The sequence below is a fragment of the Acinetobacter sp. 226-1 genome, from assembly GCF_030329325.1.
GTDB lineage: Bacteria > Pseudomonadota > Gammaproteobacteria > Pseudomonadales > Moraxellaceae > Acinetobacter > Acinetobacter sichuanensis.
On record NZ_JACANU010000001.1, the window covers coordinates 205710 to 226847 of the forward strand.

17 protein-coding genes, 1 tRNA gene and 1 pseudogene are annotated in these 21138 nt (G+C 35.2%); 11 read left to right on the forward strand and 8 right to left on the reverse strand.

The features are described from left to right. Nucleotides 1-173: 173 nt before the first annotated feature. Together HX124_RS01000 and HX124_RS01005 are read left to right on the forward strand one after the other, a co-directional pair. Nucleotides 174-249 (forward strand) — tRNA-Val (locus HX124_RS01000). A gap of 92 nt (nucleotides 250-341) precedes the next feature. Beyond that, entirely contained in the window at nucleotides 342-806 is a 465-nt protein-coding gene (locus tag HX124_RS01005; RefSeq protein ID WP_107007434.1) for a DUF2750 domain-containing protein, read from the forward strand. Nucleotides 807-850: 44 nt separating this feature from the next. Here HX124_RS01005 and HX124_RS01010 read toward each other — a convergent pair whose 3' ends face one another. The 4 genes from HX124_RS01010 to yccS form a co-directional block, all read right to left on the reverse strand. Then, complete coding sequence (locus HX124_RS01010) at nucleotides 851-1636, reverse strand: YdcF family protein (RefSeq protein ID WP_286381943.1); 786 nt, start codon at nucleotides 1634-1636, stop codon at nucleotides 851-853. A gap of 147 nt (nucleotides 1637-1783) precedes the next feature. After that, nucleotides 1784-4393, reverse strand: coding sequence for a PepSY domain-containing protein (locus HX124_RS01015; protein ID WP_286381677.1), 2610 nt, complete (start codon nucleotides 4391-4393; stop codon nucleotides 1784-1786). A gap of 147 nt (nucleotides 4394-4540) precedes the next feature. Then, entirely contained in the window at nucleotides 4541-5101 is a 561-nt protein-coding gene (locus HX124_RS01020) for an SdpI family protein (protein WP_286376280.1), read from the reverse strand. A 103-nt stretch (nucleotides 5102-5204) separates the two neighbouring features. Next, complete coding sequence (gene yccS / locus HX124_RS01025) at nucleotides 5205-7379, reverse strand: YccS family putative transporter (RefSeq protein WP_286381678.1); 2175 nt, start codon at nucleotides 7377-7379, stop codon at nucleotides 5205-5207. Nucleotides 7380-7521: 142 nt separating this feature from the next. Between yccS and HX124_RS01030 the strand changes: the two genes are divergently transcribed. Then, nucleotides 7522-8736: a multidrug effflux MFS transporter gene (locus tag HX124_RS01030; protein ID WP_286381944.1), complete on the forward strand. Its 1215-nt coding sequence runs from the start codon at nucleotides 7522-7524 to the stop codon at nucleotides 8734-8736. 85 nt (nucleotides 8737-8821) lie between these two features. On the opposite strand, the gene HX124_RS01035 is transcribed toward HX124_RS01030, so the two are convergent. Beyond that, complete coding sequence (locus HX124_RS01035; protein WP_286381679.1) at nucleotides 8822-9526, reverse strand: nitroreductase; 705 nt, start codon at nucleotides 9524-9526, stop codon at nucleotides 8822-8824. Nucleotides 9527-9950: 424 nt separating this feature from the next. Between HX124_RS01035 and HX124_RS01040 the strand changes: the two genes are divergently transcribed. From HX124_RS01040 to HX124_RS01070, 7 genes and pseudogenes are all read left to right on the forward strand, one after another. Next, nucleotides 9951-11201, forward strand: coding sequence for a DcaP family trimeric outer membrane transporter (locus HX124_RS01040; RefSeq protein ID WP_107007438.1), 1251 nt, complete (start codon nucleotides 9951-9953; stop codon nucleotides 11199-11201). A 592-nt stretch (nucleotides 11202-11793) separates the two neighbouring features. Next, on the forward strand, nucleotides 11794-13035 hold the full coding sequence (gene gltS, locus HX124_RS01045) for a sodium/glutamate symporter (protein ID WP_286376277.1): 1242 nt from the start codon (nucleotides 11794-11796) through the stop codon (nucleotides 13033-13035). A 247-nt stretch (nucleotides 13036-13282) separates the two neighbouring features. Further along, nucleotides 13283-14254 (forward strand): patatin-like phospholipase family protein, encoded by a 972-nt coding sequence (locus HX124_RS01050; RefSeq protein ID WP_286381680.1) that lies wholly within the window; start codon nucleotides 13283-13285, stop codon nucleotides 14252-14254. A gap of 113 nt (nucleotides 14255-14367) precedes the next feature. Further along, nucleotides 14368-14550, forward strand: coding sequence for a hypothetical protein (locus HX124_RS01055; RefSeq protein WP_286381681.1), 183 nt, complete (start codon nucleotides 14368-14370; stop codon nucleotides 14548-14550). Nucleotides 14551-14705: 155 nt separating this feature from the next. Then, nucleotides 14706-15227, forward strand: coding sequence for an acyl-CoA thioesterase (locus HX124_RS01060; RefSeq protein ID WP_107007442.1), 522 nt, complete (start codon nucleotides 14706-14708; stop codon nucleotides 15225-15227). Nucleotides 15228-15474: 247 nt separating this feature from the next. Next, nucleotides 15475-16056: pseudogene (locus tag HX124_RS01065) on the forward strand (TetR/AcrR family transcriptional regulator). Further along, nucleotides 16049-17257 carry an MFS transporter gene (locus tag HX124_RS01070; RefSeq protein WP_286381682.1) on the forward strand — a complete coding sequence of 403 codons (1209 nt, stop codon included), beginning with the start codon at nucleotides 16049-16051 and terminating at the stop codon, nucleotides 17255-17257. Before HX124_RS01065 ends, HX124_RS01070 begins: the two are co-directional and overlap by 8 nt. Before the next feature lie 17 nt (nucleotides 17258-17274). Here the strand turns inward: HX124_RS01070 and HX124_RS01075 are convergent, their stop codons facing one another. After that, entirely contained in the window at nucleotides 17275-18099 is an 825-nt protein-coding gene (locus HX124_RS01075) for an amidohydrolase family protein (protein WP_286381683.1), read from the reverse strand. A 7-nt stretch (nucleotides 18100-18106) separates the two neighbouring features. Continuing rightward, nucleotides 18107-19396 (reverse strand): SLC13 family permease, encoded by a 1290-nt coding sequence (locus HX124_RS01080; protein ID WP_286381684.1) that lies wholly within the window; start codon nucleotides 19394-19396, stop codon nucleotides 18107-18109. Nucleotides 19397-19527: 131 nt separating this feature from the next. Here HX124_RS01080 and HX124_RS01085 point away from each other — a divergent pair, with 131 nt between their 5' ends. Further along, complete coding sequence (locus HX124_RS01085; RefSeq protein ID WP_286376389.1) at nucleotides 19528-20259, forward strand: GntR family transcriptional regulator; 732 nt, start codon at nucleotides 19528-19530, stop codon at nucleotides 20257-20259. A gap of 140 nt (nucleotides 20260-20399) precedes the next feature. Here the strand turns inward: HX124_RS01085 and HX124_RS01090 are convergent, their stop codons facing one another. Next, a complete protein-coding gene (locus HX124_RS01090) occupies nucleotides 20400-20633 on the reverse strand; it encodes a hypothetical protein (protein WP_286381685.1) in 234 nt (77 codons plus the stop codon). Nucleotides 20634-21138: the final 505 nt, after the last annotated feature.

The following is a 21138-nucleotide window of genomic DNA, read 5'->3' on the forward strand; positions in this document are numbered from 1 at the left end:
CGGTAGTTCAGTTGGTTAGAATATCGGCCTGTCACGCCGAGGGTCGCGGGTTCGAGTCCCGTCCGCTGCGCCATTTATCCTGATTCCTGAGATTAGGTTAAATACAAGATTTATAAAGACTCTACTTTATTCATCTTTATCTCATAAAAATAGCATTGCTATTTTCTTTCTCAGGGCGCTTAGCTCAGTTGGTAGAGCGTCTGCCTTACAAGCAGAATGTCGGCGGTTCGATCCCGTCAGCGCCCACCATATTCTCAATTTAATCTTTCGTATTCTATTTTTAAATTTTATAGATTTCCTGTATACTTAGGTCATAACAAATTTAATTATATTAAACAAATATGCGAAATCCTTATCAACGCAAGTCTGCGTCGAACTCTCAGAAAGTCGTTGTTTCTGCTGAAGATCAATACAAACAATTTATTTCTACAATTGTAAACCAAGCTAAGTTATTCGCTTTATATGATGAAGGTTGGGCGCTTTGTGCAACACCAACAGGTCAACAAGCATTTGCAGTTTGGCAAAGTCGTAGTTTGTCGCAACTCTTAATAAAAGATAATTGGGCACGTTATGCGATCAAAGAAATTGATTTAATTGCTTTTATTGAGCAAGTGATCCCATTCATTATGGAAAATAATACCTTACTGTCTATAGATTTGACACCTGAAGGGCAGAATATTTTAGTATCTGGAAATAAGTTTTTAATAGATATTAAGAATTATTTATATAGCTTATATATAGAACAGCCTGCTTTATTCCAAAATAACCGTTTACCTCTGCCACGTAAAATTAGGATTCACCATTAGACAAATCCTAATTTAAAGGCTTAAACTGTATTTAAAATAAAAATTTAATATTCTTGTAGTAACCAACCACTAATATAAGCGAAGTATTCTCTAAGCCAAGCATTGTAGCGAGTTTCAATAGGGGTATTGGAACTTACAGTGACAATGTCTTGGTAACCTTGTTTTTGTGCAATTGCACTTGCACGTAATGTATGAAAATCACTGGTAATAATTGCAATTTTTGAGTTTAAACCAAGTTGATGTGCTTTTAGTACATTTTGGCTATTTTTTAGGTTGAGTTCCGTACTGGTGCTTTGGTCTTCTTTTAAAATTCTGTGTGCTGAAATGTGGTATTTTTCTTGTAAATAAGTCGCCATGGCTTCAGCTTCAGTCTTGGTTTCACCATAATCTAAGCCACCACTCATAATAATCCATGCTTTAGGGTGTTGTTGTGCTACTTCTGCTGCGGCATCTAAGCGTAAAGCCAGTGTTGGCGAAGGTTGACCTTGAATAATGCCACTACCTAGTACAATAATTGCATCAACTTGTGGAATTTTTTGTTTTGATTGGGTATTAAGTTGTAAGTAACTAAAAAATATAAACAAACTAATAAGCCAAAGATTGAAACATATCCAACCGAATTGCCAGATTTTTTTAATTTTTTTGTGTTGCTGCAATATTTTTTGGATTTTTTGATAAAAAACTGTATAGAAAATAACAAATAATCCAATGATCAAAGGTAAAACTGTACCTAAGTGAATTTTATTTTGTAGAATTAAAATAAAGCCATCTAAGAATAAAATAAGACCTACAATAAATAAAATACAACGTAGGAAAATAGAGAATTTAATTGCCATGATTTTCAGTATATTAGATAAATATAGACGATATTTTAGCAAATTAATTTTTCTATCCGTTTTGAAATTGTAAAAAGTTGAGTTAATAAAAAACCGAGCAATTTAACTCGGTTTTTTTCAATGGAAAATTATACGTTTGAATTAATATACATCACGCTTATAGCGACCTGTTTCACGTAGTTCATTCACTTGATCTTCACCTAAAATATCAATGAGTGCTTGATCTACATCGCTTGCCATACCTTGGATACTACCGCAAACATAGATAATTGCACCTTGTTGAACCCAAGTGCGAACGGTTTCTTGTTGTTCACGTAATTTATGATGGACATAAATTTTTTCTTCTTGATCACGAGAAAAAGCTAAATCTAATTTTTTCAGCATACCTGTCGTTTGCCAAGCTTGTAAGGTCGCTTTAAAGAAAAAGTCATGAGCTTGTTGACGTTCACCAAAAATAAGCCAATTTTCTAAGTAATTTAGGCGTACACGACTATGAATTAGACTCATTAAACCCGCAATACCTGTGCCATTACCAATACAAATAATAGGTCGATTATCTGCGATTAAATGAAAGGCTTCATTGGTACGAATACGCATCGCAATTTGATCGCCTAATTGACAGTGTTGAGTCAACCAGCCCGAACCTAAGCCTAATTCACCTTGAGCATTGGTTTGTTGGCGTATCACTAATCGTACAACGTGTTGTGATGGAATACTTGCGATGGAATATTCACGGGTAGGAAGTAGGGGAAGTTGTTCCAATAAATGTTGCATATTGGCAAAAGGTTCAATTTCTCCTGTTAAATCTCGATGGTAAAGGGTTTGTTGAATACTTTGTTGTGAGCCATCAACAGAGGTATGAGCAGAAATATGATATTTATCTAAAAATGCTTGTATTCTTGTGAGGCTATTTCCAGTTTGAATTTCTGCAATATCACCTGCTTGCCATAACACTGGATGCTCTGCTTGTAATTCGAGATGATAAGCAGGTGCGCCCAAACTGTTTGGATTAAGTAATTCACGCTTTTTGAGTGTCCATTGGTCAAAAACTTTTTGGATACTCATCTCATTTAACTCAAGTTTGCTCATTTTTGCTAATGCAGTTGTCCAGCGTTCAATGTCTGCTGCATTGGCATTATCAACTTCAATGGTTTTAAAGAATGCTTGAGCTTGATTTTTCTGTAACCAAGCATCCAATTGATGCCCAAAGCTACAATAAGTTTCAGGATATTCTTTCGAGCCTAGTGCTAAAACAGCATATTTGAGTTGTTTTAAATCTACACTTTGTTGCATGAATTTTTTTACAAAAGTTGCGGCTAAATCTGGAGCATCGCCTGTGCCATATGTACTGACAACAAATAAAATTTGCGCTGAGTTTTGTAAATCTTCAAGACTTAAATGCTGCAAAGCCTTAACCGTAACGGGTTGATGTGCAGCTTTTAAACTTGTTGCAGTACGCCAAGCCAGTTGTTCAGAAACACCCGTTTGCGATGCATAACTAATTAACCAAGGTGTTGCATTTGGATCTATAGTTGTTGTGGTTGTATGTTGACGAGCTGCTAAAGTAAGTTGTTTTTGTTTACGACGTTTGAGATAAAGCATCCATCCTGTAATAAAAAATAATGGCATACAGAGTGCAGCAAGCATGACTAAGAATTGATAAATTGGTCCAAAAAAACTGCCACGATGCACAGGCAGCATGCTACTCATAATTTTTTCATTGAGTTTTTTATTGGCATATAATTCAATTTTTTTGATTTGATGTTGTTGATAATCATAAACCGCTTTGTTGCGCGCACGTTCATGTTGTGGAATAGGGTCAACAAACGATACTTCAAGTAAACCATCTGCTTTTTTAGGCACAGACAAGGTGATAGAAGAATAATCATGTTTGAGTTGTGTATGCAGTCCTTGCCATGTTTGTGTCAGTGCTAAGTTAATTTGTGCTGGATTTAACCGATCTTGATGAGATTTTTGCTCATGCTGATCTTTTTGTTTAGATTGATTAAGACCTTTAGTTTTATTATCCGCTTGCATTTCAGGTTTGGGTTGTTCAACACCTAATACTTTGAACATACCACTACGCCACCAGTCATAAGACCAATACAAACCTGTTAAAGCAAGCAGTAAATAGAAAATGACCACCCATGTTCCAACAACAGCATGTAAATCCCAAAGAAAATTTCGCCCTTTAAGTTTAGGCTTAATACTTAACCATTGTTTAACAGAATGCTTTTTAGGCCAACGTAGATATAAACCACTTAAAATAAAGTAAATTAAAATAAGGGTAGAAGCACCTGTTAATTGTTTACCAAAATTTTTAATAGTGAAATCGCCAATTGTTAAATCCCCCATCGTTAAAGTACGATGCAGCTTTTGAATAAATTGGAAAAATTCACGTCCTTGAATATCAGGTAAAACTGCTGCTGTATAGGGATTAATCATAATATTAAAGCCCTTACGCGCACCTTCTTTTTCAATATTAATGCTTGAGCTAGCTTCAGGTGCCTGATCAATCGTGATGCTATTAATCTTCATTTCAGGTTGTGTGTACTGAAAATGTTGAAAAATCTCTGTCGGAGTTAATTTTGCTCGGTTTTCTATTTTAACTGTATAGCTGTCAGGATTAATGAGTTTTTGTATAGGTTGCTCATAAGAGTAGATAGCACCTGTTACACCCATAATTGCAAGGATCAGACCTGCGGTAATGCCAAAAAACCAATGCAGTTGGAAAAGTATTTTTTTAAACATGCGTGTTGAAGAGAGAGTTTAAGTGGGAGAATTATAACTGAAGAACACGCAGAGAAAATGGATTTAATGATAATATTTATTCTCATTATCATTCAGATTATGAGTATAAAAAAGCCTCCTAAAAAGGAGGCATATACTGAAAATAACTTAAAGATTTTTTGCTGCACCTACAGTTTCATTTAAATGTTTACGTACAGTTTCAAATGAAAAATTCTTACTATCCATGCGCTTAGGTAAGATATAAGCACCTTGTTGACCTTTAACTTTAAAGTTAACTAACATAAAGTCAGGTGTATTGTACCATTCGTAAATATCTTTCCAGCCAATTGTACCGACACCTTCTTGTAGCCCCATTTTTTGGCGCATAACAATACCGCTTGGTTGTACTCCGAGTTTAATCCCTTTAATTTCTTGAACAGGGAACTCATTCATTTTACGTTTAACATACCATTCTAAGCCAAATTTGCGGACTAAAAGATAAACCGCAACACAGGCTAAAAGTACCCAGAAAATAACTGTAGAATAGTTTTTAATGAAAATAAGACCAAGTATAGATAAAGCTGCAATAGCACCCATAATTGCCCATGCCTTTGTGCCAATTTTATTGGTACTACGCCAAATCATCAGTTGAGCATGACGTTGTTCAGCTTCTGTGACTTCATAAGTAACAGGTTGTAAGGTATAAGCGTAAAGATTCTTGGCAGTCATAGTGTCAATAGTAAGAAAGAGATAGAGCTAAACAGAGTTTAGCATTAATTGGGTTCAATTCGTGAGTATATTCTACCAAAATAGCAGCAATTCTGCTGCATTATTAGAGTGACGCTAATTCTGTAGATTGATCATCACGTTCATGACTTAAACTTTGCTTTAAGGTGCTTAATTGTTTCAAAATACTAAACATGAGCGAAAGCTGTTGTAAAATAATCAATGATTGTGATGTATCTTCATCAGACTGATTTAAACGTAAACGAATGGTTTGCAACATATTATGTGCGGTTAAATCAGGCATTTCGTCATGTAATAATGCCCCTTGAATATTATCTAAGGCTTGGTCTAATAAGCTGAGAATTTCTTGATCATGGATCTGTTCGCGGTGAGCACCTAAGGCTGCAATATAACTAATAAAAGTATGATTTAGACACAAAAATTCAAAAGCCAAGGTTTTTTGGCTCGGATCAAAATCAGGTTCGGTGGCTAAAGTTGAAATGAGTGAAGCGACTTCAGCATCGGTATTGTGTGCAGCACGACGTACAACACGATAATTTAATGCATTATTACGTCCATGGTGATACTGACTGACAACCTCTGCTAGATATTGACATTGTGCTTCTAGAGAACGATTAATGGTGCGTGGTAAACGACGGAACTTCCAATCTGGGAAAATAAAGCTGACACCAAACCATGCCAAAGCACAACCTAATACTGTATCAATTAAACGAGGCAGAGCAGCCTGAAAACCTAAGCCATCTAAGTTAAAATTGATCAGTGCTAAAATCGTAATAAATGCAGTTGCTTGCGCATATTGTTTACTACGCAAGTCAAAAAATAGTACGCCACTAATAATTAACAGGAGTAATTGACCTTCGACAGAAGGAACAAAAGATAAAATCGCATAACCAACAATAATGCCTCCTAATGTACCAATAATACGTAAGCGTAAACGACGTTTGGTGGCATTAAAATTCGGTTGGCTGACAAAAAGTGCAGTGAGTAAAATCCAGTAACCATATTCAATTTGTGTGACTTGGACAAAAACGTAACCAATAAATAGAACAATAGAAACACGAATCGCATGGCGGAATAATACTGATTCTGGTGTTAGATGCTGTTTAACGCGACTGACGATATCATCCCAACCTTTTAGATCATCATCTTTAAGTTGGTTTTCAATATGTTTACTTTGATCACGACTAATATATCTTTCAGTTTCAACATTCTGTAGCTGAGCATCAATCGACTTTAAGTTTTGATATAACGAAAATAAAGCATTTACCCAAACTTGATCATAGTTTGGGTCTTGGCGCAGTTTATCTAAAGACTGTCTTAAGTTCTTAAATGCATGTTGAAACCGTGAATTATGTTGGTAAGTACTACGATTTAAAATGCTGTCGCTTAAATCCTTACAGGCTTTACCTTGAAGCGATAAAATACGTTGAAAACGAAATAAAATATCACTATGTTCAAACATCTTGGTGAGTTTTTGATAGTCAATATGAGCAGAGTCAGCACGTTCATGAATATCTTGTGCAACAAAATAATATTGCAAACTACGACGAGTATCTCTTTGACCACGGTCACCTTTTAAGCGTGTTAATAGTGCTGTTTTGGTGTCGTTAAAAATACCAATCAATTTACCATTTTCCATAGATAAACTGATCATACTTTGTTGATAGCTGTCAGCAGTCATATCGACATCAAAAAGATTAGATTTAGAAAATAGAAAATCACCTAAAGATTTATAACATTGAGCTAATTTGTCTTGTACAGGACGAATAGGGAAGAGTAAAAAGCTAATGGTAGAAATCAGTCCATACCATGCTGCGCCTACCACCAATAACGCAGGTTGTGTATACCAAGGCTCAAACAGATTTACACCTAACATAGAATAAACTGAGATCACCAAGCAGCCATAGGAAATCGTTGCATAACGACGCCCTAATGAACCTAATAAAATCCAACCAATACACGAGACGATTAAGCCAAGCGCAAAAATCATTGGATAAGGAAATAATAATTGAATAGAGGCAGCAGTGATGAAAAAACCTACATAAGTGTAGAGTAAATTCATGATACGCACAGAAAAGCGATCATCAATATCACTGAGTCCTGCAGCAACCACGCCCAATGTAAGTGGAATGGTCATATGTTGCTGACCTAGAAAATAAGGAAGAAAAGCAGTTCCCGAAAAGGCAATAATCATGCGTAAGTTGTACATGATTGCGGTATTATATGTTGCTTTTCTAAGCCGACTCAGCCAAGTATTCAAGCGATTTCCTTGTCCATCATTTTTTGATAAAGTCTGAAAAATAAAAAACTTCGTGTGAAATTTCAATTAATCCAGCAATAGAAATAATACAATGCAAGCGTTACACTTGTCTGCATTTCTTGCCATTAAATTATTTATATCTATGTCTCAAAAAAACGCAGGGCAGCAATATTCTACGGGTTGGATAATTTTACTCGCATTATTTACATCACTTGGACCTTTATCTATTGATATGTATTTACCTGCTTTGCCACAAATGGCGCAGGACTTTAATGCGACTACGCAACAAGTAGCAAATTCTTTACCTGCGTATTTCTTTGGGCTGGCATTAGGGCAACTCATTTATGGACCAATTAGTGACCGAATTGGGCGCAAAAAACCTTTATATTTTGGCATGGCACTTTTTACCTGTGCCAGTTTATTATGCGTTTTAGTTGATGATCATTGGTCACTCATTGCTGTACGTGTTTTGCAAGCACTGGGCGGTTGTGTAGGTGTGGTCATGGCACGAGCTGCTATTCGAGATCGTCTGGATGTACAAGGTTCAGCACAAGCATTTGCAAGTATGATGATGGTGATGGGGGTTGCTCCTGTCCTAGCACCAACTTTAGGCGCATGGATTTTATACTTTTTTGATTGGCATTACGTTTTTATATGTTTAATGCTCGTGGGTATGCTGTGTTTTATTTGTGTGCATTTTTTCTTTAAAGAAACCTTGCCTGTTGAGCGCCGTTTAAATTTAACATTTACCCAAGTGTTTTTATTGTATGGGGCAATTTTTAAAGATCGAAGTTTTCATTTACCAATGTTAGCAGGTTGTTTAACAGGTGCAGCGTTATTTGCTTATATTGGTTCGGCTGCTGCGGTATTAATGGATCAATATCATTTAAATGAACAACTTTTTGCTTATGCCTTTGGTCTAAATGCTCTAGGTATCATATTTGTTTCATTTTTAAATAAAAAATTAGCTGCTAAGTTTTCAGTTGTACAGCGTTTAAAATTAGGTGGAATAAGCCAAATTACAGGTTCTATTATTATTGTGATCGCAGGGTTATTGGTAGATGTGCCACTCTGGGTTGTGATGATTGGTTTGTTTATGACAGTGTCTGGGATTGGTTTTACAGGACCTAATTCGATGGCTTTAGCAATGTCTCAACAAGGCGCACGAGCAGGTACAGCCAGTGCAATCATGGGAAGTATGCAGTTTACCTGTGGTCTGATTGGCGGAATACTTTTAAACTTTTTATATGGTAATCATGTCTTAAATATGGGTATTTTGATGTTGGGTTTTACATTGGCAGGTGGTGTTGCTATTTATTTGGTCAGCCGAGAATTAAAACTACAGTCACAAGTTTAAAAGTCACTGTACTATCGCATCAATACAAGGGCATCAATACAAGAGCAATGTTCAACTGCAACAAAGCTCTTGGCTCAAAATAAACTTAATTTACAAACACACAAAAATTTTCTGCGGGTTCACGCGGTGTAATAAAATTATTTACAATAGCATCTGGGTCTGCATAGCCTAAAGCAATAGTACAAACCAGTTCTTCATGTTCAGGAGCATCTAAAACATTTAACACAATGCTGTGAAAATGGTTCCATGCCGCTTGTGGGCAAGTATCTAGTCCTCGTGCTTTGGCAGCAACCATGACATTTTGCATGAACATGGCGATATCCATTTTTGCGCCAATGCCCATTGCATTAGAAACAGTAAAAAATAATCCTACAGGTGCATCAAAAAGTTGAAAATTACGTAAAAGCTGTGCTGCCATTTTTTCTTTATCACCTTTTTGGATGTTGAGTAGACCATAAAGTCCCCAACCATTTTCACGACGACGCTCAATAAAAGGGGAAACCCATTTTTCAGGATAATAAGCAAAAGTTTCTTGGTATTTGCTGTCTTGTTCAGGATGAAGAAACTGTTCAATTTGTGCTTGGCAGACGTGTTGAATTAACTGTTCTCGTTTTTCACCTGTGACAATATAGACCTTCCAAGGTTGGGTGTTACTTCCTGATGGTGAACGTGCAGCAACATTTAAAATATCTAAAATAGTCTCTTGTTCGACTGGTCGATTTAAAAAAGCGCGTACAGAATGACGTTGTGTAATGGCTTCATCAACATATTTAATTTGTTCAGGGTTCATAAAATATCCATATTGTTTTGCTAAATAGACTTTTCAAAATATAGACATTAGTCGTATATGCTTGGAAAATAAAAATAATTCAAAATGATAAATGTAAGAATATATAACAAAAATTGAAAAGTTAATCTAAAAAAAGAATTGAAAAGAATATCTTATTCGGTAAAACTGATTTTAATAAAGTTGTTGAGTTAAGATAGATTACAGATGTGTAATTCTTTTACATATAATGTTACTTTTATGTTTTAACTAAGTTTCAACGCTTTCATAATTTAACAAATAAAGCAAAGGTGCATATGTTGGTTGAGCAAGTTGAGAAATGATTGCTGCCAACAAACAAAAATATTGATTGCTTCAACATTATATAGGGGTGATTCAATCAATTTTTGCACGGATGCACAACATGATTAAAGACTAGGAGTATTTCATGGGTCTATTCCTCAACCGTAAAACATTTGTTTTGAAAAGCTTAGCCCTAACAGTAACTGCATTAATGGTTACTACAGCAAACGCAGCAACATCTGATCAAGAGGAAATTAAACAACTTCGTGAAGAAGTAGAAGCTTTAAAAGCTTTAGTACAACAACAGCAACAAGTACAACAACAGCAACAAGTTAAATTACAAGAAGTCGCATCTCAACCTGCTGCACCACAGTCACCATTAGCATCGTTAAAATCAAAAGCGGGCGCAGACGTTAACCTTTACGGTTTTGTCCGTGCAGATGCTTCTTATCAAGCAAAAGGTGGAGACGGTATTTTTAACCGTATCAATGAGGTTGATCTTAATAAAGCAGGCGATGAAAAAAATGATGATCGCCTTTACAGCACAGCCGCAACATCACGTATTGGTTTAGACTTTAAAGCACCCGTTCAAGGTGCAGATGTTGGCGGTAAAATCGAGATTGATTTCCGTGGTTCAGGTGACACCGTTCGTATTCGTCATGCTTACTTAAACTATAACAATTGGTTATTTGGTCAAACGACATCATCGTTCTTATCAACTGAAACTCAGCCAGAAATGTTAGATTTCAACTCACCATTAGGGATTGGAACAAAACGTACTCCAATGGTTCGTTATAGCGATAAACTAGACGCAAATACTCAATACTTTGTTGGTTTAGAAAAAGGTCGTGACGAAAACCGTTTACCTGCGGCAACTGCAAAAATTAGCCATAAATTGGGTGATACTGCTTTGTTAACAGGTCGTGCTTTGATTCAAGAAGTACGTGCACGTGCTGCTGATGACGCAACCGAGTTTGGTTGGGGTGTTGGTTTGGGTGCTAAACTGAATCTTGCTGAACAATTAACAGTATTTGGTGATTATTCGCATGTAAAAGGTGATAATTTCTTCTTACTGTATACAGAAAACCCATATCAAGTTGAAACAAATAAAACGGATATTGAGTTAACTGATATTGATGCTGTGACGGTAGGTGCAACTTATAAAATCACACCTAAACTTCGTAGTACCATTGGTTATGGTGCAGCATTCTATGATGATAGTACTTTAGGTGCTGATGCGAATGAAAAGTTACAGCAAGGTTGGTTAAACGTGATGTATAGCCCAGTAAAACCAATCACTTTTGGTACTGAATATGTCTATGGTGAACGTGAAACTGTAGGCGGTGCAAAAGGTCGTGACAGTCGTTTAGGCGTAATGGCTAAATACGATTTCTAAGCTTTTAGCATAAATCAATAAATAGTAAAAACTGAGGCGCTTGTAGCCTCAGTTTTTGTTTACATATCACTAAAAAATATACACTTTATTTTTGTATCAAAAACAATCAAAATACTTTTTAAGTATAACTTTAGTCTAATAATAAGGTTGAATTGCTCATAAAATTGTAAAAAAAAGCAGATATTTTTTTGAAATTCTGCATAATGTTGCATCTTTTTAGAATTGCTTATTAAACACGTTATTTAAAGCGATTTTTATACAGTATTAATTAATAATTAGTGCTGTAGATTCAGTTTATTCATGAGGTTATCCCTTTGGATAGGCTGTAATTCTAAGGTTTGATGAAATTATCAATTTATCAATGATAGAAGGAATACATATGATCTATAAACCATACTTCAGATTTCCATACTGTATTTTTATCTATTTAGAAATACAGCCACAATTCATGATCCAAGCGTAATTCAGAATAAGTTTTATTCTGTATTTCTTTTCGTTGTATAGTTTTTCATTACTTTTGAAATGCGTTCTCTTTTTAGAGTACATAAGACTATAGAACAAAAAGTATCACCTAGATTAAATGGAAATAATGATGGAATTTACTTTTAATGCTTTCTATACGCTGATAGCAGCAGTCATTGTACTGCTACTTGGGCGTTTCTTAGTGAACAAGATTGATTTTTTACGCAAATATAATATTCCAGAACCTGTAGCAGGGGGCTTGGTTGCAGCCGTAATTTCATTAATTGTGCATAATCTATTTGGTTATAGCATTACGACAAGTAGCGAGTTACAAACCAGTTTTATGTTGGTGTTCTTTGCTTCAATTGGTCTAAGTGCTAATTTTGCAAAACTCAAAGAAGGCGGAATAGGGCTCGTTATTTTCCTTGTCTGTGTCGCATCATTTATTATTGTGCAAGACCTTGTCGGGATGAGTTTAGCCTCTGTGCTGGGTTTAGACCCTCTTATTGGCTTGATCGCAGGTTCAATTACATTAACAGGTGGTCATGGTACAGCAGGGGCTTGGGGTGAGATTTTAGAAACACAGCATGGTATTCAAGGCGCATTAGCATTGGGTATGGCAAGTGCGACATTTGGTTTAATCATCGGTGGGATTATTGGTGGACCATTAGCTAAACTGTTGATTAATAAATATCAATTATCTAGCCCCAAAACAAACCAAGAAATTAATAATACAGATCAGCAAGTTAAAAGCGAATCTGAATTAGGTGAATATGTTCCTTTTGAGTATCCACAACAAGTTCGTTTAATCACAGCAGATAATGCGATTACGACGTTAGGTTTGTTTGCTGCATGTTTGGCTTTTGCTGAATTTATGACTGGCTTTAGTAAAGGTCATTGGTTTGAGTTGCCAACATTTGTTTGGGCGCTTGGTGGTGGTGTTATTTTACGTAATGTTCTAGAAAGTGTACTACGCATTAATATGTTTGATCGTGCGATTGATGTATTTGGTAATGCTGCACTTTCATTATATTTGGCTATGGCATTATTATCACTAAAATTATGGCAATTAGCAGATTTAGCTGGTCCATTGGTGGTGATTTTAACAGCACAAACCTTGACGATGGCACTTTATGCTGCGTTTGTGACATTCCGTGTTATGGGTAAAAACTATGATGCTGCGGTGCTTGCTGCGGGTCATTGTGGTTTTGGTATGGGGGCAACACCAACGGCTGTTGCAAACATGCAGGCAATTACCAATATGTATGGTCCTTCACATAAAGCATTTTTGATTGTACCTTTATGTGGTGCTTTCTTTGTCGATTTAATTAATGCAACAGTGATTCAAGTTATTCTTAAGTTTTTTGCTTAAAAATAAATGAGATGTAAAAAAGCTGATGATTAAAAATCAGCTTTTTTATTTTAAAATCAAAGGTTTTAATTCAATATTATAAGTTATTATTTTTATTGTGTTTTTAGTTTTATTTGTTTTGTTAATATTCTATTCAATTTAAAACAAGATTCTTTTCAGATTATACTGATAAAATGTGACAGAAAAAATAACAGATTTTTTTGTGAGTCTGTGCTCTGATATATACAAAAGTGAGATGTCTATTTCTATGCAAAAAATAACTTTATGGCTTTTGTGTGGCTTTATGTTGATGGCTTGTCAAACGACACCATCAGAACATCCTGTAGCTAAAATTTCGTCTCCATCAGTGGCAAGCTCACAGCTACAATATAGTTTTTATAAGTTTAAAAATATTCATCATAAACCTGTTGTTGCGCTTGTTTTAGGCAGTGGTGGAGCACGAGGCTATGCTCATATTGGTGTCATTGAAGTTTTAGAAAAACAAGGTATTAAACCTGATTTTATTGTGGGAACAAGTGCAGGCAGTATTGTAGGTTCACTCTATGCAAGTGGTAAATCTGCACAAGAATTACGTGATATTGCATTAAATTTAAAAGTTAAAGATGTACGTGAGTTTAAAATTGGCTTAAAAGGTTTTTTTGATGGTCAAAAGGTTGAAGATTTTATTAATACGCAAGTCCAAAATCAGCCTTTAGAACAGATGAAAATACCTATGTATGTTGTAGCAACAGAATTAAAAAATGGTCATAAAGTTGTTTTTAATTATGGAAATACGGGACAAGCAGTACGTGCCTCAGTATCAATACCAAGTATGTTTATTCCGACTGTAATTGGTGGCGAAGAATATGTGGATGGTGGCTTAGTCAGCCCAGTGCCTGTAGATGTTGCCAAAGAATTAGGTGCGGATATTGTGATTGCAGTCAATATCTTAGCTCAGCCTGTATATACTGAAACAAGTAATGTGTGGGGGTTATTTAACCAAAACATTAATATTATGCAAAATCATTTAGCAGCAGATGAACTGAAAAATGCAGATATTGTTATTCAGCCTGATTTACGTGAAAAAGCTCATATTTTTGATGTGAAAACTCGTGAATATACAATGAAAGTTGGGCAAGATGCTGCAAATGAGCGTTTAAATGATATCAAAGCAGTATTGAAAATTAAAAATAAAGCGCTGCAAAGCGAAGAGTTTGATGAATATAGTGTCCAAAATTAATATTGAACTCATTTATTTAAATTTAATCATCGGATAAATATAGTTATAATCTTGAGTGTTATACTTAAAAGTTATAAGCATTGTTTATGATGCCAGAGATTAGGTTATAGAAAATGAAAGCAATGTTCGTTGGGCAACAGGTAAAATTAGCAACACATCTAGATATGATTTTTGTCGTGACTAAAATCAACGCAGATCATTCTTATGCCATACAAGCACAGTCAAATATGGCAGCTCAATTAAGTTATGATCATGTGGTTGCTGAAATGTTATGTGTCGTAGATGCAAAGAAATGACTTAAAAATCATTTCACTATAGATTTTATAAATGATTCACTTAAAAAGTATCATATAGGATAATGGTCAATTGCCGAATTAAACATTTTTTTTGATCGAAAAGATATATAATAATAGATCTATATCTCCTGCCTTAACACTGAGTCAAGAAAACAATGTCACCACTCGATCAAATGATCCCTGCAACAGAAGACCAATCTGAATTAACGATGTCAATTTTGATGACGCCTGACATGGCAAATTTTTCTGGTAATGTACATGGAGGTACCATTTTAAAGTTACTTGACCAAGTCGCTTATGCTTGTGCAAGTCGCTATTCTGGTAGTTATGTGGTTACGCTTTCAGTGGATAAAGTGAACTTCAAAGAGCCGATCCATGTGGGTGAATTAGTTACATTTCTAGCAAGTGTAAACCATGTGGGACGTACTTCGATGGAAATTGGAATACGTGTAGAAGCGCAAAATATTCAAAAACGTTCAGTTCGTCATACAAATAGTTGCTATTTTACGATGGTTGCTGTTGATGAAAACGGTAAACCAAAACAAATTCCATCATTAAATTTGGATAATGATTGGAAACGTTGTCGTTTTGAAGCTGCTGAACATCGTAAAGTTGCGCGTTTGCAAGAAAATCATCATCCATCTTGCAGCATTTATAAAAAATCATCACATAACTAAAAGGTTTTTGTGAATAAAAGCTTCCTTTAAGGAAGCTTTTTTTGTTTTATGTGATCATAAAAAAGTGGTTGATTGAAGTTTTAGAAAAATTTAAGTACATCAGGAAGTGAATCATTTTCAGGATTGATTGTCAGTTTTCTAGGTCATTCATTGTTTTTAAGACTGACCTTAATTAAAATAAGTATTTATTGAAAAGAGTAATAATTTTTACAATGAAACGAAACGTATCGTCTCGTTTGGTGTAAGGATGAAGGAAACAGAAAAAGTCTCGCGTCGTCAACAATGTATTTTTAATGCAGTGACTGAGATCTTAGAAATACAGGACTATCGCAGCTTAACAATCGAAGATATTGCTCGTCGTGCTGGTGTAGGAAAGTCAACAATTTATCGTTGGTGAGCAGATAAGTCTGATTTAGTTTTCGATGCTTTTAAAGCACATACTGCATCGATTTTTGAAATGGATTTTTCTTTAAGTTTAGCAATGAATTTAGAGCAACAATTGTTAAAGCTGAGTCATGCTTTAGATCATGCCTTGGGACGAGCATTATTGGTCGTATTGGCAGAGCATCGTGAAGCGGCAGGTGAGTTTTTTAAACAATATCTAAGACCTCGTCGTGAAGAAACGCATAAGCTCATTCAAGTGGCAATTCGACGTCAAGAATTACAGGAAAATTATCCTTTTGAGTTAATGCTTGATACTTTATATGCACCTATTCATTATCAAATTATTTTCTTCAATCAAAGACCAAATATTGAGTATATTCAGCATTTAGTGAAGTTGGTTTTAGCTCCTGCTCAGTGGTTACAGGAGTCAAAAATTAATGAATAAACTTCAAAATGATTTGATCATAGGGGGAGATTTGCCCTTATGGAATCGTAATTTTATTTTATGTATTTTAAATAATTTATTTTTATTTATTTATTATTTTGCTTTTTTAACAATATTGCCTGTGTATATTATGCAGTCTTTAGGAGGCTCAATCCAAGAGGCGGGTTTAGGTTTAACTTTATTTTTACTTTCTTCAATTGCTGTAAGACCTTTTTCAGGTTTAATTATTCAAAAAATCGGGCAAAAGCAAGTTTTTCGAATGTCTGCTTTTTTCTTTATGCTATTTGCTTTTACTTATTTATGGGTTGATAGTTTATGGATTTTATTAGGACTGCGCTTTTTACATGGGATTTGGTTTAGCATTTTAACGACCGTTGCGGTGCCTATTGCCAATGAGTTTATTCCTGAGCGATGCAAGGGTGAGGGCATGGGATATTATGTCATGTCGATTAATTTAGCGGTTGTTTTGGGTCCTTTTATTGCCTTAACAGTCTTACAATACTCCGATTTTAATTTTCTATTTCAGTTGCTTACATTCATTATTTGTATCGGGTTTATATTTTGTTTGCTTATTCCTATACCAAAGCAGCCTGAGTTAATACAAGTCGAAAAAACTAAAAAATTTGTGTTGTCTATTCATGATTTAATTGAGTTTAAAGTCATTCCTATCGCTTTTGTCGCACTGCTGACAGCCTTTGCTTATTCAAGTGTGATGAGTTTTATTGCAGCGTATGCTGAATCAAAACATTTATTCTCTTATGTAAGTTTATTTTTTGTCATTTTTGCGGCATCAATGATGGTGGTCAGACCTTGGGTTGGTAAACTTTTTGATCAAAGAGGCGCAAATTTTATCGTTTATCCTTCATTGGTCTGCTTTGCGATCGGTCTAGTAATCATGAGCTTTATGTCTAATCAATGGGTTTTATGGCTTGCTGCGGTATTTATTGGTATAGGCTATGGTTCATTATTTCCATGTTTTCAAACGATTGCGATTCAGTCCGTGCCTAAGGCTCGAATGGGACATGCGATTGCGACACTATTTACTTTATTTGATTTGGGAATGGCTTTAGGGTCAGTCTGTATAGGGATTTTAATTGCAAAACTCGGTTATTCAGCGACATATTTAATTTGCGCAATTTTGACTGTTTTGACCTTATTTTTCTATAAGATCAAAGCAGCCCAACCACTCAATTCAATATGAAGATTGTGCATTCATGCTTAAATTGAATCGTTTTTAGTTTCAAATGCATATAAATTTTGTGCATTTTGACCTAAAATTTGTTGACGTTCTTGTTCATCAGGAACAATTTTATGAAAAGCTTCAACCACTGATGCATAAGATACTTTTGACTCATGTTGTGTATTGGGCCAATCACTTCCCCAGACTAATTTATGTAGAAGCCCTTTTGCTTTCAATAAAGCAAAAGCTTGGCTTGCAACATCAATATTTTCAGGAAATTGACCAAGTCGATAAAAAGCAGATACTTTAATCCAATGTTGATTGACATCCAACATATTTAAAAAATCTTGATAATCAGGATCTTGTATGCCTTTTATTGGGTCAATACGACCAAAATGATCAATCACAACATTGAGTTGGTAAGAGCGTAAAATCGGTAAAATTTGAACTAAATATGCAGGTGGAGCATGTAATTCAACTTGCCAATTCATGAATGACAAATGATTAAATAATGTATTCCAAGCTTTGTCTGAAAAATTCGGTAAGTTTTTGCCAAACAGATTTAAACGAATACCAACAATACCTTGTTGATTGAGCAAAATTAATTCGTTGATATGAATCACATGATCAACAACAGCAATACCTTTTAAGCGATCAGGATATTGTGCAATAGCTTGTAGCATTACACGATTATCTGTGCCAAAAAAACTGGGTTGTACCAAAACACCATGGGTGAGTTGGTGTTGATCCAAATGCGCAATATATTCGCTTACAGAAGCATCATAATCTGGTGTATAGCGTGCAGTTGCGATACAAGGATCATTTTTTGAAAATACATGGGCATGTGTATCAACAGCAAACATTTTTATCTCACATTACAAATTTAAGAATAAGTACAGCAATTAAGGCAGCGACTAAACCAACGGGAACAGCTCTAAATAGCAACTGATTAAAGAGTTGATTTTTATCGACATCAGCAGGAGCTGATCCTAAAATTAAGCTTCCGCCAGACGAAAACGGGGAGATGGCGGAAGCTTGAGCACCAACAACGATGCAAAGGAAAAGGACAAGTGGGTTTAAGCCAGAAGCAAGCGCAATAGCAGGTACAATTGGGAAAAGCGTCGGTGCAACCACACCTAAAGTGCTTGAAAAAACAGACATAACAGCACTGATTAAACAAATTAGAATTGGGATAAGCCAAACAGGAACGTTATTTGCTAACCAGTCAGAGAGTTGAGTGATGACACCAAGTTTGACACCGAGTGCGATTAACATCCCTACACCACAGATCATGATGAGCGTGTTCCATGGAACGAGCGCCATGACTTTTTTCTCGTCAGCCAATTTCATAAATAAGCTGATCAAGGCAAAGATAATCGCAATAAAGCCGATATCAATTTTTGAATTTAAGAAGGCAATAGTGTGTTGATCTGGCATCAATAAATTTAAAATTGGGAAGATCAATACGAGTGCCATCATGCTAAGGATGAGCGCAATAGATTTCTTTTGCTTGTCATCAAAAGCTTCAGGTTGAGTGTCTTCAATATGAATCGAATTACTATTACGGTTCCACAAGGTATATAAACCCAGTACCACAATAGGAATGATCAATGTCACCACAAAAATACCTGTGGCATAGCTAAAACCAGTTGCAGCGTCAACGCCGACACTTTCCATCAAACTACGAAAAATAATGCCGCTTTGTGAGGTCATAAAGTTCGCACCTGCAAGCGCACCGTAGTTCACTGCCATACCACCAATGATCATGCTCATATTGGTTTTTCGGCAAAGTAACAACGTGATCGGTGCCATAAATGCCAAAACGGTATAAAAACCAGCACCTAAAGCCGCAATAATGGTTGAAGCAAAAAAAACGGCTAAAGGTAATAATTGCGGAAATTTACGGCATTTATAGAGAAGATGACTAGCAAGCTTTTCAAGTGCTCCATTGGCAAGAGCAAAGTTATAAAACAAAGTCACAGAAAAAATAATAAAGAAAATTTTTACAGGCCACAGCTCAATAATTTCGGATGGTTTTAAGCCCATACCAAAACAACCGATTAAATAGGTAAAAATAATCGTAAAAAATCCGATATTGATTTTCGTGACATAGCCCAAGCCAATCGATATGGCTAAAGCAGCAAGAATAAGCATAGTCATTTGTCATCTCTCCTTGACAGTCTATGACTCATAAATACATTTAAAGATATAAACATATATATGTTTGAATGTTTATATTAAAAGCTGATGTGCTATGATTGTCAAATCTAAATTTTGTAATAGTTATGCAAATGCTTGATGAAAATGCATTTAAAAATTTTAAGCTGCCTCGTTATGAACAGGTTCGCTGGCAAATTCAAAAGCTTTTAGTTCAGTCAAAATGGACGATTGAAGAACCGATTCCATCTGAACAAGAGTTAGCAAGTATGTACAGTGTCTCTGTGGGGACTGTGCGCAAAGCGGTTGAATGCTTGGTAGAAGATGGTTTGTTGATTAAATTACAAGGCAGAGGAACTTTTCTAAGACAGCCAAACTTTGCTACGTCATTGATGCGTTTTTTCCGCATGCGTAATCAATTTGGCAAGGATGTACAACCGATTGGTGAAATTAAAAAATTACAGGTTGTTGATGCGATTCCAGAAATTAATCAAAAGCTTAATCTGAATGAACAAGCATCTTTGATTTATATTGAACGTGTGCGTTTGAATGAAAATACAGTGGTCTTGAGCGAGAAGATTTGGTTACCAGAAACCCTATTTACAGTATTAACTACGCTAGAATTAAAAGATTTCGCAAATTTACTTTATCCATTTTATTATGAAAAATGCGGACAATTTGTTTCATCGGCAACGGAGCAATTATCTTTTAAGAAAAATCTACAAGATCCGTATTTAAATAATCAACAATCTGATGCTTTGGTACAAGTGTGTCGTATCGCTAAAAACATTGAAGGTGATCCGATTGAATATCGTGAATCTTTGGGTTTTGCAGAAAACTTTAATTATGAAATCACCATTCATTAATCAGCATTCTCATTGAGATCATTAAATTTATATAAATCAAAAAAGAAAAAGACCAGATCGCAGCTTGATCTGGTCTTTTTCATTGGTTCAGTCTCTACAACTGACTTAACCGTATTGCTCTTCAGAGGGAGTGAAGTTAATTATTGATTTGCTTGAGGTGCTGCTGGTGCAGTGCCTTCAGCAGCACTTTCTGTTGCTGGTTGTTCAGAAGAAGGTTGAGCTGCCGCAGAAGCATCCTCAGTTGTTGCAGATTCTTGAGTTGAAACCACTACTTTTTCAGCTTCATCAGCCGCTTGTTCAGCCGTCGCAGCAAAAGAAGCAGTTGCAGCAGTTAAAGCAAAAGTTGTAGCTAAAAGTGTTTTAACGAGTTTCATATTTGGCATCCTTTATTCATTAAAAAATAGTCCGTGATTTATTGCGTTGTCTGTATTGATTGATAAATTGCTAGGTGACAACAATCACTAGTGGACGAAAATCATGCTAAGCGGTGAACTACTTTTAGGCAACCTTATGAACAAAGGAAAACAGTTTGAGTTACGTAATGGACATAAAGCGCCAATTTTTGTGTAATTCTTGTGAAAAATTCTTCATTTTGTATGCTTAAAATGTGTGAAAATATTAAAAAATGATTAAAAAATAATCTATAAAATTACGAATGAGAAACAAAAAAAGAAAAATTGAGTGATTTAGGGAAATTTATTTAAAAAATAAAAAATATTTGATTTAAATTAATATTTATAATAATCAATTACTTGTTTAAAATGAGAAATGCTAAAAATAGATTTTTTATCAAAAAAATGATTGGCTTAGCATGTATATGTCTATTTTCATAAATTCTTTATATGAATACTTGCACAATAAACCCTAAACTAAGATTTA

Coding starts and splice junctions, on each gene's coding strand:
- HX124_RS01040 (WP_107007438.1), top strand. CDS start 9,951: ATGGGTCTATTCCTCAACCGTAAAACATTTGTTTTGAAAAGCTTAGCC.
- HX124_RS01070 (WP_286381682.1), top strand. CDS start 16,049: ATGAATAAACTTCAAAATGATTTGATCATAGGGGGAGATTTGCCCTTA.
- HX124_RS01015 (WP_286381677.1), bottom strand. CDS start 4,393: ATGTTTAAAAAAATACTTTTCCAACTGCATTGGTTTTTTGGCATTACC.
- HX124_RS01035 (WP_286381679.1), bottom strand. CDS start 9,526: ATGAACCCTGAACAAATTAAATATGTTGATGAAGCCATTACACAACGT.
- HX124_RS01020 (WP_286376280.1), bottom strand. CDS start 5,101: ATGACTGCCAAGAATCTTTACGCTTATACCTTACAACCTGTTACTTAT.
- gltS (WP_286376277.1), top strand. CDS start 11,794: ATGGAATTTACTTTTAATGCTTTCTATACGCTGATAGCAGCAGTCATT.
- HX124_RS01085 (WP_286376389.1), top strand. CDS start 19,528: ATGCTTGATGAAAATGCATTTAAAAATTTTAAGCTGCCTCGTTATGAA.
- HX124_RS01060 (WP_107007442.1), top strand. CDS start 14,706: ATGTCACCACTCGATCAAATGATCCCTGCAACAGAAGACCAATCTGAA.
- HX124_RS01075 (WP_286381683.1), bottom strand. CDS start 18,099: ATGTTTGCTGTTGATACACATGCCCATGTATTTTCAAAAAATGATCCT.
- HX124_RS01080 (WP_286381684.1), bottom strand. CDS start 19,396: ATGACTATGCTTATTCTTGCTGCTTTAGCCATATCGATTGGCTTGGGC.
- HX124_RS01005 (WP_107007434.1), top strand. CDS start 342: ATGCGAAATCCTTATCAACGCAAGTCTGCGTCGAACTCTCAGAAAGTC.
- HX124_RS01030 (WP_286381944.1), top strand. CDS start 7,522: ATGTCTCAAAAAAACGCAGGGCAGCAATATTCTACGGGTTGGATAATT.
- HX124_RS01055 (WP_286381681.1), top strand. CDS start 14,368: ATGAAAGCAATGTTCGTTGGGCAACAGGTAAAATTAGCAACACATCTA.
- HX124_RS01090 (WP_286381685.1), bottom strand. CDS start 20,633: ATGAAACTCGTTAAAACACTTTTAGCTACAACTTTTGCTTTAACTGCT.
- HX124_RS01050 (WP_286381680.1), top strand. CDS start 13,283: ATGCAAAAAATAACTTTATGGCTTTTGTGTGGCTTTATGTTGATGGCT.